The organism is Flavobacterium degerlachei (genome assembly GCF_900106645.1).
In the GTDB taxonomy this organism is placed as follows: Bacteria; Bacteroidota; Bacteroidia; order Flavobacteriales; family Flavobacteriaceae; genus Flavobacterium; species Flavobacterium degerlachei.
This window is the reverse complement of record NZ_FNMV01000002.1, coordinates 26,237-42,281: the sequence shown is the minus strand read 5'-3', so window position 1 is coordinate 42,281 and position 16,045 is coordinate 26,237. Positions and strand designations below refer to the sequence as shown.

The window sequence follows — 16,045 nt, the reverse complement described above, 5'->3', positions numbered from 1 at the left end:
CTTTGTTTATTTTTGTAGCTTGTTTAAAAAATTTGAAAGCTTAAAAAATGACAGAAAAGATACAACCACCAGTTGCTAAAATTATACCCACCATATTAGAGAAATTCGGAGATGTTAGAATTGACAATTATTTTTGGTTAAAAGACAGAGAGAACCCTGAAGTCATTGACTACCTTAATAAGGAGAACGAATATTACCAAAAAATGACTGCTCACACTCAAGAGTTCCAAAAGGAATTATTCGAGGAAATGAAAGCTAGGATTAAGGAGGATGACGAGTCAGTACCTTATTTATATAATGGTTATTTTTATATTACCCGTTTTGAAAAAGGAAAGGATTATCCTATTTATTCTCGAAAGAAAGAGAGCCTTTCGGCAAAAGAAGAGATAATGTTCGACTGTAACGAACTGGCAAAAGGGAAAAAATATTTCAATTTAAGCGGTTTAAGTATCAGTACTGACAATCAATTTGCGACTTATGCAGTTGATACTGTTGGAAGAAGAATTTATACGTTACATTTTAAAAATTTGCTTACAGGCGAGGTTTTAGAAGATAAAATAGAAAATACCACGGGGAATTCTACTTGGGCAAATGATAATAAAACGATCTTTTATACTAAACAAGATATAAATACCTTACGTTCTGATACAGTATTGAAACATATTGTTGGATCAGATTCAGCACTAGATAAGTTGATTTATTTTGAAAAAGATGATACTTACGATGTCGCTGTTGGAAAAGAAAAATCAAAAAAATACATTTTGATAAGTTCTTCAAGCACCTTAACATCAGAATTCAGAACTTTATTAGCAGACAAGCCAGAAGGTAAATTTACTGTTTTTCAAAAAAGAAAAAGAGGCTTGGAATATAGCATTTCTCATTATGGAGACAGTTTTTATATTGTTACCAATAAAGACAAAGCGACCAATTTTAAGCTGATGAAAACTCCTGAATCAGCAACGAAAATGGAGAATTGGGAAGATGTTATTGAGCATAGAGAGGATGTCCTTTTGGAAGATATTGATATTTTTAAAGACTATCTAGTTGTATCAGAGCGAAGTAATGGTCTGAACAAAATTAGAATCATGCCATGGAGCGGAATAGGGGAGTATTATTTGCCTTTTGAAAGCGAGACTTATACGGTGCATCCTACTTCAAATATTGATTTTGACACAGATATTTTGCGTTATGCCTACCAATCAATGGCTACACCGGCTTCGATTATTGATTTTAACATGAAGACCAAAGAAAAAGAAATCAAGAAAGAACAAGAAGTCCTTGGAGGTAATTTCGATAAAAATAATTACACAGAAGAACGTTTATGGGCAACTGCGAAGGACGGAACTATAGTTCCTATTTCAGTAGTATACAGAAAAGGTATGAAGAAAGACGGTACAAATCCGTTGTTGTTATACGCTTACGGTTCTTATGGTCACTCTATGGACGCCCACTTTTCATCAACAAGATTGTCATTATTGGATAGAGGTTTCATCTTTGCAATAGCACACATTCGTGGTGGGGAAGATTTAGGGAGAAAATGGTATGAAGACGGAAAATTATTAAAAAAGAAAAACACTTTCACTGACTTTATTGATTGTTCTAAATATTTAATTAAAGAAAAATACACCTCTCCCGAGCATTTATATGCTGAAGGAGGTTCTGCCGGAGGTTTATTGATGGGGGTTGTTTTGAATATGGCGCCAGAATTATATAATGGGGTAATTGCTCAAGTTCCTTTTGTAGATGTTGCAACCACGATGCTGGATGATACGATTCCGTTGACGACAGGTGAGTATGACGAATGGGGAAATCCAAATTTGAAGAAATATTATGGCTACATGAAGTCGTATTCTCCTTATGATAATGTGAAAGCTCAAGCCTATCCTAATATGTATATATCAACTGGTTTACATGATTCTCAGGTTCAATACTGGGAACCTGCTAAATGGGTTGCCAAATTAAGAACTTTAAAAACCGATGATAAGCTTTTATTTCTGGATACGAACATGGATGCTGGACATGGAGGTGCATCTGGGAGGTTCGAAGCTCTTAAAGAATTGGCAAAGGAATTCAGCTTTTTATTAGATTTAGAGAAAATTAAAAACTAATTCAAAATTTTTTGTTAAATTTGCCATGTTTCGAAGTTAAATAAAATTGACTTTGATTAACTATTTTTTTATGAAAGAAGAAATAAACGCTTATAATAATGTCTTAGAATTAATAGGTAACACACCACTTATTAAGCTAAACAGAGTCACCGAAAAGTTAGAAGGTAATTTCTATGCAAAGGTAGAAGCTTTTAATCCGGGGCACTCCTCTAAAGATAGAATTGCATTATATATTATAGAAGAGGCTGAGAAAAGAGGGATATTATCTCCTGGAGACACCATTATCGAAACTACTTCTGGTAATACTGGTTTTAGTCTGGCGATGGTAAGTATCATCAAAGGGTATAACTGTATTCTTGCCGTTAGTTCAAAATCATCGAAAGATAAAATTGACATGCTTCGCAGTTTAGGTGCAAAAGTTTATGTTTGCCCGGCACATGTCTCTGCAGATGATGAGCGTTCTTATTATAATGTAGCCAAAAGATTGCACGAAGAAACAAAAGGATCGGTTTATATCAATCAGTATTTCAATCAATTGAATATTGATGCACATTATAAATCAACTGGACCTGAAATTTGGAAGCAAACCAATGGTAAAATCACCCACCTGATCGCTTGTAGCGGAACTGGAGGGACGATTTCTGGAACAGCTAAGTATTTAAAAGAACAAAATCCTAATATCAGAGTTCTTGGTGTTGATGCTTTTGGTTCTGTATTGAAAAAATACCACGAAACAAGAGAATTTGACAACGACGAAATCTATCCTTACCGAATTGAAGGTCTAGGTAAAAACCTAATTCCATCTGCTACTGATTTTGATATGATTGATAAGTTCATGAAAGTATCGGATGAAGAAAGCGCGCATTCAGCAAGAGAAATCACCAGAAAAGAAGGATTGTTTGTTGGTTATACTTCTGGAGCAGTTTTACAAGCAATAAAACAATATGCCGAAGATGGTGAGTTTGACGAAAACAGTAATGTTATTGCTATATTTCCAGACCACGGCTCACGCTATATGAGTAAAGTCTTTAGCGATGACTGGATGAACGAACAAGGTTTCTTTGACAGTGTAAACCAAGAAGAAGTTCAAAAAATTGAAATGATTAAATAAGTTGAAAATCATAGATTTAAAAAGTCCCATTCGCCGCGGCGAATGGGACTTTTTTTTGACCTTTATATAAAACACTTATTTAATCCAATAGTTCAGGATTACTAAGTATTAATTCTATCTTTTTAATAGTAATCGTAATCTGACTCATTTGCAATTCTATATTTCTAAAAAACAGACTAATATCTCTATTGACCCAGCTTTCAGAAATAACTCTTGCACCCAAACTGATTCTTAAAATAGCACTTTCAGTTTCATTATTAAATTTCACATTAACCGCTTGACCAATATGGCATTTTTGAGCAGCAAGTCTGATAATTTCTAAAGAAGAATCTTCAAACTGATCGGATAAATCAGAATTTAATAAAGTATACAGTTTTTTAACTTTATCAACTGATAATACTTCCTTGTCTTTAAAAATAAAGAAAGGAAAAATGGTTCGGATATTTCTTATTCCAAATTCCTTACTACTGTAACTCTTTGTTTTGGTTTCATCACCGTAAATAGGTTGTAAAAAAGTGGCTTCTTTTATGGAGTCATCAACAAAATTGCAAAACATCTCAATACCCATATTTCGATATAAAATAGGTGTTTTGTAATACCTGTCCATTTCAACTATGGCAGCATTCCAGCGCATATAGGAACCATAATTATAACCATCAGATAATTCATTTGAACAGAACCAAGAAGTAGGCCAGTCTGAATGATTGTAATATTGGGTTAGACCTTTGGGCAATGGATTCTTTACAGATTGAATCAATTTATTGACACTTTCAGGTAGAATTAATGCACCGCAATACGGAGGGCCAGTGAAGAATTTACTCCCTGTTATGGTAATAATATAGCCTTTGTTTAAATAATTCTGTATGTCTTTTGGATCTAATCTAAGTTGAGAACCATCAACAATTATTTGAATTGATAAATTTTCAAGTGTATTTAATTTTTTAGTAAATTCATCACTAGGAGATTGATAACCTAATTTTGATTGATCCATCGTATGCAGCACGACATGTCTGCCTAGATCTTTGGTTCTTGAAACAGCATTAAACACTTCCTCATCTAATTGACTAGATGATTTTAATGCACCATTTTCATCTCTAAAAGGGATTTTAATTAAATCAACATCTCTAAAACCTTCAATTTTATCCCCTTTTTTAATTGGATAATTCAAAGCAGTAGTGTTTTCAAAATGACAGCCTTTTAAGGCCGAAGCGACACCGCTACCGGTTTCATCAGAGGCTACCAAAATATGCGTAATTTCTTTGTCGGAAATAATTTGGGTTATAGCTGCTATTTGAAGTGAAGAATCAGTACCTGATGGCGAAAATATTATTTCACATTCTTCATTTAATTTGAATATTTTTCTAAGGTTATTTTTTAGTAATTCAGAAAAATCGATAGTAGTATTTTTAAAACCATTTTTCAAGCTATTTCTAATTAGTATACTTCTAACTTTATCTGTTTTATCAAAAGCAAAATTTGAAACGCTTGAGGCTGTCGACGAGGCAAAAGTAAATGCATCAGGTCTTGGGAATGGGCGACATCCGTATTTGTTTAACAAATGAATTTCGTCAATATTCAATCTAAGATCACCTCCTGACATCAATAAGTATTCTGTAGGTTTTGCTAGATTTTCAACAATAGGTTTCCAAGATTCTTTCAGCTCAGTGTTTGAGTTTTTCAAACCATGAAAAGATTGTAACTCTTCATTTTTCAACAAAGATTCGGCATTTAAAGAGGTTTCATTTTTAATTAAGTTAATTAAAAGGTAATCAAGATCCTCTAGTTTTTCTTTATCGTCTTTAGGTAGTAAATTATAAAATATCCGAATCACTTCAAGTGCTGCGATATCACATAAAACAGCATCCTTTTTATCGATATTCAACGCTTTGTACCATAGCTGCCATTCTATACCATATCTTAAATAAACTAAAGCTAATATGGGTTTGTCAAGATAGGATGAACCAATTATAATCGATTTATTAGGTACAATTTTGAAAATATCAGGCTGACTAGTTGAGGTAATAATATTAATGTTATTTACCTTAGGAACGGTATTAAATCTTTTTAAAATGCGAACTAAATAGTTTACATTTTCTTTTTCAAATAAACTTGTTCTTTTATATTGATTTTCAATTAATATGTTGTTTGTCATAAATGTTATAATTTAAAGCGTTCCGTAGAACGATATTCTTTAGTAGGAATAATTGTCTGAATAACTTAATTAATTCAGTAGTTTAATCCTTTTGGAAGCCACCATTAAAAAAGTGATTTCCTATTTTGTATTCTTTATTTTAAGTTGTAATATTTTGTTTGTCAAACAATTATATTCTAATTAGCTTGAAGTATTGGCTGTATTTAGCGAATTGTATTTTGTGAAAATGAAACAAATATAATGAACTTGCGCTCATGTAAAAAAATACTTGTTTGCTAAAGTTCGTCTGTCTTATTTGCGAGTCATAATGAAACCGCATTTATAAATTAATCAGACAAGTAATATACCAATTATAAATATGATTTAGCGCAATTTTTTTTATTAAGTGATAACTTGAGAAAAGGTAATAAGCACAATAGCAACAATGGCTAATAGTAGTCCAAAATAATTGTAACGGCTTACTTTTTCTTTAAAAATAACTACTCCTACGATACTTCCTATAATAATTACACCCATATTCATAGCAGCAAATACTGTCGATGGATTTTTGGCGAAAGCCTGATGCGCTTTAAGATAAAATAAAATATTCCCAAAATTAAACACACCTACAAGCGCTCCAAAAAGTAAATTGTTACTTTTAAATTGGGCTTTTTTTATTGCTATTTCGTAAAGTACTACTGCTAGAATGATCCCAAACGAAATACCAAAAACAATGAATAGCGAAGTTGTAAAAGGCAAACTTGTAGTTAGTGCGATTTGCTTGAATAAAATATCTATCGTTCCAAAACCTACTAATACGACGGCAGGATAAACCCATTTGTTGTTTAGGTTGTCGGTTTTTTTTGAAAGAATTAATAATAAAGCGGGTAGGGCTATCAAGAAGGCAAGCAGTTTTATACTATTGAATTCTTCATCGAATAATAACCAAGCCGCTACAATAGGAATAAATAAGGAAAGCCGTTGTGCAGCATCAGTTTTTACAATTCCCATGTGCTTGATGGACGCTGCTAAAAACAAAAAGATAGCGGGCAATAAAATCCCTAACGGAATATAAATACTCCAAGGTGCAGATGCGTCAATAGCGCTTAAATCAGGACTGTAAAAGAAATAACAAAGCAATAGGGCAAAAACATAATTCCAAGCGACAATTTGGGTTGTGCTTAAAGTGTATTTACGACCTACTTTGAAGATCACCCCTACAGTTACGCTACAGATAATACTTAGAATAAGAAATAACATGGGCTTAATTTTGATTGCATAAAATTTGAGACAAAAAAACTCCAGCCGGAGCTAGAGTTTTATATAGTATTGGAATAAAGTTTATGCTTCTTCCATAGTATGATATACGTTCATAACATCATCATCTTCTTCCAGTTTCTCAATCAATTTTTCGACATCAGCCATTTCAGCTTCCGTTAGTTTTTTAGTGATTTGAGGAATTCTTTCAAATCCAGAAGAAAGGATTTCAAGACCTCTGTTCTCCAATTCTTTTTGAATTGTTCCAAAACTAGCAAAAGGAGCATAGATTAAAATACCGTCTTCGTCTTCAAAAACTTCTTCAGCACCAAAATCGATTAATTCTAATTCTAGTTCTTCAGGATCAAGTCCTTCTGCTGGAATACGAAAATTACAAGTATGGTCAAACATAAATTCTACTGAACCTTGAGTACCCATTGTTCCGTTACATTTGTTAAAAAAACTTCTAACATTGGCAACTGTTCTATTATTATTGTCAGTAGCAGTTTCTACTAAAAGTGCAATTCCATGAGGTGCATAACCTTCAAAAAGAACTTCCTTATAATTAGCTGTATCCTTATCTGTTGCTTTTTTAATGGCGCGTTCCACATTTTCTTTAGGCATATTTGCTGCCTTTGAATTTTGTATAACTGCACGTAATCTAGAATTGGCCTCAGGATTTGGACCACCTTCCTTAACAGCCATTACGATGTCTTTTCCAATTCTGGTAAATGCTTTAGCCATCGCTGACCAACGTTTCATTTTTCTGCCTTTTCTGAATTCAAACGCTCTTCCCATTTCTAATTTATTATATTGAGTCGCAAAAATACAGCTATTAGTTGTTTTTACCAAGATGATGCGCTGTTCTTTTTAAGAAATTGACGGAAAAAATACACTTTTAAGTCTATTTTAAAGAATTGAAATCTTCTAAGATGTTAATGGACTCTTTCAGTAAGTGATTTGTTTTTAATGTTTCCAGTTGAAAGAGATTATTCGCTTTTTCATCAGGATATAAAGTCAGAAGAAATTTATTGAGATAGGAGTTATAAATATTCAAATTACTGATGTGAGCTTCAACACCAATGATCTCTTTTGATAAGCGAGTTACCTCCATTTGTTCTTCAAAAACCGACTCAATAGTTATAGGTAAAGGCAGCTTTGGTTTAGTAATTATGTCGGTTATTTTTTGGTTTATTTCCCTTATTTCATTGAAATAGGAGTCGGTAGCAATTCTTTTTTTGCTGTTGTTTGCAATATTATCAAGGAAGCTTTTTTTATGGAACGGCTTAAAAACAAGTTGATTTGTCAAACTGTCATTTTTAAATGAAGAAGGACTGTTGCTTTCCTTGGGAAATATCGTTTCATAGATTATAGGTATGTATACATTTGGAATAATACCTAATGCCTGGTTGCTTTTTCCGGTGACGCGATAAAACTTGTTAATGGTCACCTTTATGAAATTGTCATTGTCATTTTCGTCTACTGGCATTATCGTTTGCATCGTTGCCTTACCAACAGTGGAGCCTCCCAGCAGCAAAGCCCTGTTATAATCTTGTAAAATAGAAGCGAAAAACTCGCTTGCAGATGCCGTATTACCATTTACTAAAACAACCACTGGTTCCTTAAATAGCATGCCTTTATAAGGATCATTTACTATGGTTTGACGTTGTTTGCTGTCTACAATAATTGAAATGGGTCCCGAATCGATAAACATTCCTGCTAGTTTTATCGCCTCTTCCATTGAGCCGCCTCCATTGTCAACTAAGTCTATAATTAGGCCTTTAATATTTTCTTTCTTTAATTTCAGAACTTCTAATCCAGCGTCTTCGGCGCAACCTTTACCGCTGTTTCCTTCAAAGTCGGCATAAAAGCTGGGAATTTTCAGGTAACCAAATTTTTTATTTTTTTCTTCGATGATAAAGCTGTAGACCGTGTTAGCTTCGTCTTTTATCAGTTGTTTATCAATAGTAACGTCAAAATTTTGACCGGAATTTCTCCTCAGCGTTAAGGTAATTGTCTTATTGGTATCAGAGATAATCATTGTCGAAATTGACTCTATTGTGGCACATGAGACAATTATTCTTTCCTTCATATTAGATACAGAAATTATTTGATCCCCTTTTTTTATTTTGCCCGTCTGAAATGCGGGCCCATTTGGATTTAGAGCATTTATGATAACTTCATTTTTTTCATTTAGACTGACATTTAAACCAAGTGAAAGATGCTCTTTTGATAAAGACGAAACAAAATTTGACTTAGTGTCATTACTGAAATAAGCGGTGTGTGGGTCAAAATAATTACAGAAATTATTGAATATACTCTCTTCATAAGCAGTCGTACTTTGCAGGATGGTGTTTATTCGGCAAAGTTCATTCTCGACAATTGATTTTTTTGATGCTGAAGCAAGTACATCAAAATTAGATTTTATGGAGTCGATGCTGCTATTTTTTGAAGCGATGTCATCAAGAACTTCATATCTTATTTTCTTTCTCCAAACTTTTCCGACGTGGCTTTCCAGCAGATAGAATGGAAATGCTTTCTTGTAAAACCGAATAGTATCTTTTGTTTCATAATCTAGTTTTTCATTGGCGATTGCCTCTATACAGACTTTGTTTCTGGCTAGTCCAGTTTTGTAAGTGTTGACTATATCAGTAACGAAAGAACAGTTTTTAGCAATGATATAATCATCAATTTGGAAACGATATTTTTGCGAAAGAGTTTCGTATTCAGACTTCAGAAATAGATTGTGCGATGGATCGAGCTCGTCAATAAAGTGGTCAAAAACAAAAACCGATAGACTATCATCTATCGGTTTTGGAAGAATATGTTCGCTTTGAATAAGCGTATTTATTTTAGAAAGTATTTCACATGTTTTAGTGTCATTTTGGGCAAAAACCGAAAATGTTGTCAATAACAAAAGCAGTGAAATTGTTTTCATAGATCGTGGTCATGGTATCACTTAAAATTAAGCTAATTATATTTAAAATCAGATTAATATTTAAGAATTTTTTGACTGCGAAACAATTTATTTCTTGTAGAATGGTAATTTTACCACTTTCGCAGGAACATCATTTTTACGAATTCTAATAAAGATATCGTTATCCACGGCGCTATTTGCAACGGTAACATAACCCAGTCCAATTCCTTTGTTCATAGAAGGCGACATTGTTCCAGAAGTTACAATCCCAATCACAGCTCCAGTTCCATCTACAATTTCATAGTCATGTCTTGGTACTGCACGTTCTTGCATTTCAAAAGCAACTAGTTTTCTAGTAACTCCTTCTTCTTTTTGTTTTTTCAAGTTTTCAGAATTCGTGAATTCTTTTGTGAATTTAGTAATCCAACCCAATCCAGCTTCAAGTGGAGAAGTAGTGTCGCTAATGTCATTTCCGTACAAACAGAAACCCATTTCAAGACGCAACGTATCACGCGCCGCTAAACCAATTGGTTTGATTCCAAAAGCCGCTCCAGCTTCAAAAACTTTATTCCATATTTGTTCCGCTTCAGTATTTTTGCAGTAAATCTCAAAACCTCCTGAACCAGTGTAACCCGTTGCAGAGATGATTACATTGTCAACTCCAGCAAAATCAGCCACTTCAAAATGGTAATATTTGATAGCTGACAAATCGATTGAAGATAATGATTGCATAGCTTCAACCGCTTTAGGCCCTTGAATTGCCAATAAAGAATAATCTTCAGATATGTTTTTCATGTCTACTCCTAAATCATTTTGAGATGAAATCCAATTCCAGTCTTTTTCAATATTAGAAGCGTTTACAACCAATAAATACTGCTCTTCTTTCATTTTATAGATAATCAAATCATCTACAACACCACCTTTATCGTTTGGTAAACAAGAATATTGTGCTCTTCCTATTGTCAATACAGAAGCATCATTTGAAGTCACTTTTTGGATCAAAGCCAAAGCATTTGGACCCGAAAGCAAGAATTCTCCCATGTGCGAAACATCAAAAACACCTACAGCATTTCTAACCGTTTCATGTTCAGCATTCACCCCTTCATATAAAATAGGCATATTGTATCCAGCAAACGGAAGCATTTTTGCTCCCAAACTTTCGTGTATGTGCGTAAGCGCAGTATTTTTCATTGTGTATGTATATAAAATTTGAAGTGGCTAATTTATTGAAAAATTATCATATTTAAGGCATCAAATATGTAAATTCAATAGTATTTAGGAGCTATTTCCAGCTTTCCACTGCAATCTTTTTATTTTTAAAGAAAAAATAAAAAGGATTTCCATTTCAATCTGGGCTAGGGGCTTTTGTTTCCCTATTAATTTGTATTTTTAAACAAATAATTCGAAATGATGCAGCCCATTTTCATAGATAAGAACGAAATCATAAAACGCTACAAACCCATTGATTCCCAAACCCACAAAGGGATTCAAGGTCACGCATTGATTATAGCAGGAAGTTATGGGAAGATAGGAGCAGCTGTATTGGCTTCAAATTCCTGCCTAAAAACAGGTTGCGGACTCGTAACGGCCTATGTTCCTGAATGTGGCTATCAAATCCTGCAAATTTCAAATCCCGAAGTCATGACACTAACGGATGAAAGTGAAAAATATATTTCCAACATTACATTCGATATAAAACCACAAGCCATTGCGATCGGTCCAGGTTTAGGACAAGAAACTGAAACTCAAAAAGCAGTTCATGATTTTCTAAAAACCAACAAAATTCCGTTAGTTATAGATGCGGATGCTTTGAATATTTTGTCAAATAACAAAGATTGGTTGGCGTTATTACAACCCAAAACAATAGTAACGCCGCATCCCAAAGAATTAGAACGCTTAATAGGAAAATGGAGTACGGAAGCAGACAAATTCGATAAAACAATTGCCTTTTCTAGACAATATAATTTGGTTGTTGTGATGAAAGGAGCACCCACGCATATTATTGATGGGGGAACTATTTATGAAAACACAACTGGAAATGCTGCTTTGGCGACTGCGGGAAGTGGCGATGTCTTAACGGGAATTATTACAAGTTTAGTAGCACAATCCTATAAACCAGTTGACGCTGCCATCATGGGCGTTTATCTTCACGGACTAACGGCCGATATCGCTTTGCCAAAAACGGGCTATCAGTCCTTCATCGCTTCGGATATTATTAAGTATTTAGGGAAAGCATTTTTGAGTTTAGAAAAAAGCAAATAGATTATGAAAAAGTTTATACTATTATTTACAGCTTTCTTTTTTATTTCCTGTTCTCCAAAAGACAGAATTATGGAGGGAGATTTAGCTTTTAAATCCGTTGAAGTATTTAATTATTATAATCTAGATCAAAAGAATATTAATAAATGGGAAAATATTTTGGATAGTATACGTCAAATAAAAGATCCTAGTAGTAATGATTTACATCTTTTAGAATATTTTGATAATTTAAAAAAATATAAAGTCATTACGTCTCCTTGGGTTAGAGTAAAGTTTAATGATTCTGTCAAAATAGTATATTTTGATGAGTCAGATTATAAATTGCTAAAGCCCTATGTTTCTCATGATTTAGAGAATAATAATAAGAAAGTGACATTAAAAATGAATATAGAAGTAAGAGATGAGTCTATTTATTATTGCAAGCAACTTCTATCAATAAAAAAAAGTAAAGGGCAAACCTATACTAGTAAGTAGTAGGATTTTTTATGCTTCCAGTAAAATCCACTCAACTAATTTGTAAGTTTGTACTTTAGTAAATTCCGAATATGAAAACCAACTTCAATCTTCGAACCGTAAATGTTACGCGGTACATCACGCCTTTGCGCGAAGGCGGTTCTTTGCCAGCTTTGGCGGAAGCCGATGATGATTTTAAATACGTCCTTAAATTTAGAGGTGCCGGTCACGGTGTTAAAGCTTTAATCGCTGAATTAATTGGCGGTGAGATTGCCCGTGCATTAGGTATGAAAATGCCCGAATTAGTTTTTGCAAATCTGGACGAAGCTTTTGGACGAACAGAGGCTGATGAGGAAATTCAGGATTTACTGCAAGGAAGTCAAGGGATGAATCTGGCGCTGCATTTTCTATCAGGTGCGATTAATTTTGATCCGGTGGTAACAGTTGTTGATCCAGTTTTGGCTTCACAAATTGTATGGCTAGACGCTTACATAACAAATGTTGACCGTACTTTTAGAAATACGAATATGTTGATTTGGCATAAGGAATTATGGCTCATCGATCACGGGGCAAGTCTGTATTTTCATCACTCTTGGACTAATTGGGAGAAGCATGCTCAAAGTCCGTTTGCATTAATCAAAGATCACGTATTGTTACCACAGGCTGCAGCCTTAGCTGAAACGGATACCGCTTTTAAACAATTATTGACTCCAGAAGTATTAGAAGGAATTGTAAACCTAATCCCCGAGGATTGGTTGCAGTGGGAAGAAGTAGAAGACACAGCGGCAGAATTGCGAAATGTGTATTTACAGTTCCTATTGACCCGATTAAATCATTCAGAAATTTTTATTAAGGAAGCCCAAAATGCACGAGAAAAACTTATATGAGTATGCCGTAATTCGGGTTGTGCCTAGGGTAGAACGCGAAGAATTCCTCAATGTAGGGATTGTTCTTTTTTGTAAAAAAGCTAAATTTATAAAAGTGCTTTATTCCCTTAACGTCGAAAAAGTACTATCTTTTTCAACAGAAGCAGATGTGGAACAAATCGAAATGAATTTAATGGCTTTCGAAAAAGTTGCACACGGAACTAAAGATGGCGGGCCAATTGCTTTGATGGATATTCCGTCTCGTTTTCGTTGGCTAACTGCTCTGCGTAGTTCCGTTATTCAAAGCTCAAGACCGCATCCTGGATTGTGCGACGATTTGGAACAAACTACGCAACGACTATTTGAAGATTTAGTTTTGTAAAGCAAGCATTTTACTGGGGCGATAAATAGTTTTTATCGCCCCAGTAAAATCAGGCTATTTTTTTCTCCAACACCATAAATTCTAATTTCCCCTCTGATATTGGAATATGAATATCACTCACTGGGAAAGCTTCTCTTGCTCCCGTATCAGTATAACCATGGCGTTTGTACCAATCAATCAATTCGGTTCTAGCTGATATTACCGTCATAACAATTGCATTTAGTCCTATAGCTTTTGCATGAGTTTCGGCCTCAAACAAAAGCTTTTTTCCAATACCGCTATTTTGTAAGTCTGGAGATACCGTTAGCATTCCTAAATACAATTGTTGTTCTTTTTCAACAAGCAAAACGCAAGCTAGGATTTGGTTTCCCTCAGTAAATTTCAGAATCGTATTTTTTGGATCTTGAATAATTTCGATTAACTCCATTTCGTTCGTTCGGCTACCTTCTAGTAGATTGGCTTCAGTAGTCCATCCTTTTTTAGAGGACTCTCCTCGGTAAGCTGAATTGATTAATTTATTTAAACTCGAAACATCTTCTAAAGTTGCTTTTGTAATCATTTACAATGGTCTTTTTATTGTTGTTTTTCAAAGGTAAATAAAAGCATAACAAAAATGCAATTCGCTACACGACCTGTTTCTGGTTTAGATATTGTTGAAATAAGTAATGATTAAGTAGTAAACTTAACTTACTAAAGTGAAGTATTTTGTGTTTATAGTGTTGGTATTCAGTTAAATAAATTTAATTTAAAAAAAATATGATTATCTTTAAGTAAATAAAACATAGAATAATTTAATCCATTTAAGAGATGAAAAATTTAAATATCATTTGGGTATTGGTGATGGCTTGCATATTAAGCGTGTCACCCATTTTAGGACAATCTAAAGCTAAAAAGAACAAAATCATCGCTGACTGTGAAACTGCGAAGGCGGAATTCATCCAGAATGACGGTCTTATGAAGAGTATTTTTGAAAGTGCGTATGCGTACGTCATTTTTCCCAATGTTGGTAAGGGAGGACTCGGCGTTGGTGCGGCAGCTGGAAATGGTGCTGTTTATCAGAATGGCAAGGTTATAGGAATGGCAAAATTATCGCAATTGAGCATCGGGTTCCAGGCAGGTGGACAAGCCTACCGCGAAGTAATATTTTTTGAATCGAAAAAAGAATTGGAAAGGTTCAAAGACAGCCGTTTTGAGTTTGCTGCCCAAGCCTCTGCTGTAGCGGTAACTGAGGGAGCCTCAGCAAATGTAAAGTATGCAGATGGCGTTATGGTCTTCACCATGCAAAAAGGCGGTCTTATGTATGAAGCATCAATTGGCGGACAGAAATTTAGGTTTAATAAATTGTAGTGTTATTGGGGTTGGGCTTATAGCTTTATTACTTTAAATAAAATAGATTGAGACCGCAATCCCTTACGCAAATACTGCTAAATAATATTGAGTTTGTCATTTCGAAGAAAGAGAGCTCATGCTAGTTATTTTCTTCTTGTGATTTCTGCAGCTAGCGTATTTTCTCATTAGGGTGTTTTTTGTATATCACTATTTCAGGACGGGTCAAAAAAGTAATAAAAAAAGCTACTAACTTATGAAGTCAGTAGCTTTTTTTATTCATGGTAGTTTTAGAAATAAAATGGTGTTTACTATTACTACCAAAGGATTCGGTTTAACTGAACTAATATGTTTTTTATTTTTTGCTCAACAATACATCAGCATGTACTGCCACTTCGCTCCATGTTTTACTTACACCATCTGCTCCGGTATGCAATGCTTCACAAGCTTTATTGATAGATGCTACAGCAGCTAAACCATCCCAGTTTTCTAAATTCATTACTCCGTCAAAAGAAAGGCTAGTATCGTTATTAGTAGTGACTTCTAAAGGAATATTTGCTGTTTTTCCGTTTAATAATACATCTATTGAACAAGTGTTATCAGCAGCAACTTTAAACTCACCAGAAATAAGTTCCGTATTTTTCAATACGCCAAAAAAGAATTTCAAAATCTTAGGATCTCTGGTTCCTGTAGCGTCATTAGTAAACAAACTACTTACTGGAATGCTGAATTTAGTTCCATTCAATGCTTCTAATGGTGTTTGTCCTTCTCCAGTATTTGTTAACGTTATTTCTTTAAATGTACCGCCAACAGCTGCTTTGTCAGTTGTTTTGTACGCCGTAAAACTCACTTTTGTAGAGTCATTGATTACGGTATAAGTACCTTCAGTCGTTTGGGTTTCTACAGTTTTATCTTCAGTATCTTTTTTAGAATCTTTACAGCCAACAGCAGTAAATAGTATCATTGCAAGAGCAATCAGTTTTAAGTTTTTCATATATACTTTACTTTTTAAATGTTTGATGTAAAATTAGACATTATAATGGGAACGGCGCAGTTATAGCAGATTAATGACTTGTATTTTAGTGTTAAATCTTACAAAACAGAATGTTAACGATTGTTAATTTTTAGAAGACTTGATGGTCTGATTGGTTGAGGTATTACTAGTTTTTTTAGATGTTTTTGGCATATAATAAATAGGGAAAATTTGAAAGTAAAATATAATATTGCTGTTGTAG

Annotated in this window: 14 protein-coding genes; 7 read left to right on the top strand and 7 right to left on the bottom strand. The window is 34.0% G+C overall.

Features of this window, described 5'->3' with window-relative positions; all coding sequences use genetic code 11:
• Positions 1 to 47 precede the first annotated feature (47 nt).
• Positions 48 to 2,108, top strand: coding sequence for a S9 family peptidase (locus BLV91_RS02340; RefSeq protein WP_091429208.1), 2,061 nt, complete (start codon positions 48 to 50; stop codon positions 2,106 to 2,108).
• A gap of 70 nt (positions 2,109 to 2,178) precedes the next feature.
• Positions 2,179 to 3,219, top strand: coding sequence for a cysteate synthase (locus BLV91_RS02335; RefSeq protein WP_091429205.1), 1,041 nt, complete (start codon positions 2,179 to 2,181; stop codon positions 3,217 to 3,219).
• 79 nt (positions 3,220 to 3,298) lie between these two features.
• Here the strand turns inward: BLV91_RS02335 and BLV91_RS02330 are convergent, their stop codons facing one another.
• The 5 genes from BLV91_RS02330 to gcvT form a co-directional block, all read right to left on the bottom strand.
• The gene (locus BLV91_RS02330; RefSeq protein WP_091429203.1) at positions 3,299 to 5,371 is read right to left on the bottom strand and encodes a hypothetical protein; all 2,073 of its coding nucleotides are present in this window, start codon (positions 5,369 to 5,371) and stop codon (positions 3,299 to 3,301) included.
• A gap of 381 nt (positions 5,372 to 5,752) precedes the next feature.
• Positions 5,753 to 6,610, bottom strand: a complete 858-nt coding sequence (locus tag BLV91_RS02325; protein WP_091429201.1) for an EamA family transporter — start codon at positions 6,608 to 6,610, stop codon at positions 5,753 to 5,755.
• Positions 6,611 to 6,691: 81 nt separating this feature from the next.
• Complete coding sequence (locus BLV91_RS02320) at positions 6,692 to 7,405, bottom strand: YebC/PmpR family DNA-binding transcriptional regulator (RefSeq protein ID WP_007138974.1); 714 nt, start codon at positions 7,403 to 7,405, stop codon at positions 6,692 to 6,694.
• A gap of 106 nt (positions 7,406 to 7,511) precedes the next feature.
• Entirely contained in the window at positions 7,512 to 9,545 is a 2,034-nt protein-coding gene (locus tag BLV91_RS02315; RefSeq protein WP_091429199.1) for a S41 family peptidase, read from the bottom strand.
• 87 nt (positions 9,546 to 9,632) lie between these two features.
• Positions 9,633 to 10,715, bottom strand: a complete 1,083-nt coding sequence (gene gcvT, locus BLV91_RS02310; RefSeq protein ID WP_091429196.1) for a glycine cleavage system aminomethyltransferase GcvT — start codon at positions 10,713 to 10,715, stop codon at positions 9,633 to 9,635.
• Positions 10,716 to 10,931: 216 nt separating this feature from the next.
• Here gcvT and BLV91_RS02305 point away from each other — a divergent pair, with 216 nt between their 5' ends.
• From BLV91_RS02305 to BLV91_RS02290, 4 genes are all read left to right on the top strand, one after another.
• Positions 10,932 to 11,786 (top strand): NAD(P)H-hydrate dehydratase, encoded by an 855-nt coding sequence (locus BLV91_RS02305; RefSeq protein WP_394331829.1) that lies wholly within the window; start codon positions 10,932 to 10,934, stop codon positions 11,784 to 11,786.
• Between the two features lie 3 nt (positions 11,787 to 11,789).
• Entirely contained in the window at positions 11,790 to 12,257 is a 468-nt protein-coding gene (locus tag BLV91_RS02300) for a hypothetical protein (protein ID WP_091429193.1), read from the top strand.
• Positions 12,258 to 12,328: 71 nt separating this feature from the next.
• Positions 12,329 to 13,123, top strand: a complete 795-nt coding sequence (locus tag BLV91_RS02295) for a HipA family kinase (protein WP_091429191.1) — start codon at positions 12,329 to 12,331, stop codon at positions 13,121 to 13,123.
• On the top strand, positions 13,101 to 13,484 hold the full coding sequence (locus BLV91_RS02290; protein WP_091429189.1) for a DUF3037 domain-containing protein: 384 nt from the start codon (positions 13,101 to 13,103) through the stop codon (positions 13,482 to 13,484). The genes BLV91_RS02295 and BLV91_RS02290 overlap by 23 nt, the downstream gene beginning before the upstream one ends.
• 49 nt (positions 13,485 to 13,533) lie before the next feature.
• Here the strand turns inward: BLV91_RS02290 and BLV91_RS02285 are convergent, their stop codons facing one another.
• A complete protein-coding gene (locus tag BLV91_RS02285) occupies positions 13,534 to 14,043 on the bottom strand; it encodes a GNAT family N-acetyltransferase (RefSeq protein WP_091429187.1) in 510 nt (169 codons plus the stop codon).
• Positions 14,044 to 14,291: 248 nt separating this feature from the next.
• Here BLV91_RS02285 and BLV91_RS02280 point away from each other — a divergent pair, with 248 nt between their 5' ends.
• Entirely contained in the window at positions 14,292 to 14,831 is a 540-nt protein-coding gene (locus BLV91_RS02280) for a lipid-binding SYLF domain-containing protein (RefSeq protein ID WP_091429185.1), read from the top strand.
• 334 nt (positions 14,832 to 15,165) lie between these two features.
• Here the strand turns inward: BLV91_RS02280 and BLV91_RS02275 are convergent, their stop codons facing one another.
• Positions 15,166 to 15,804, bottom strand: a complete 639-nt coding sequence (locus BLV91_RS02275; protein WP_091429182.1) for a hypothetical protein — start codon at positions 15,802 to 15,804, stop codon at positions 15,166 to 15,168.
• Positions 15,805 to 16,045 lie beyond the last annotated feature (241 nt).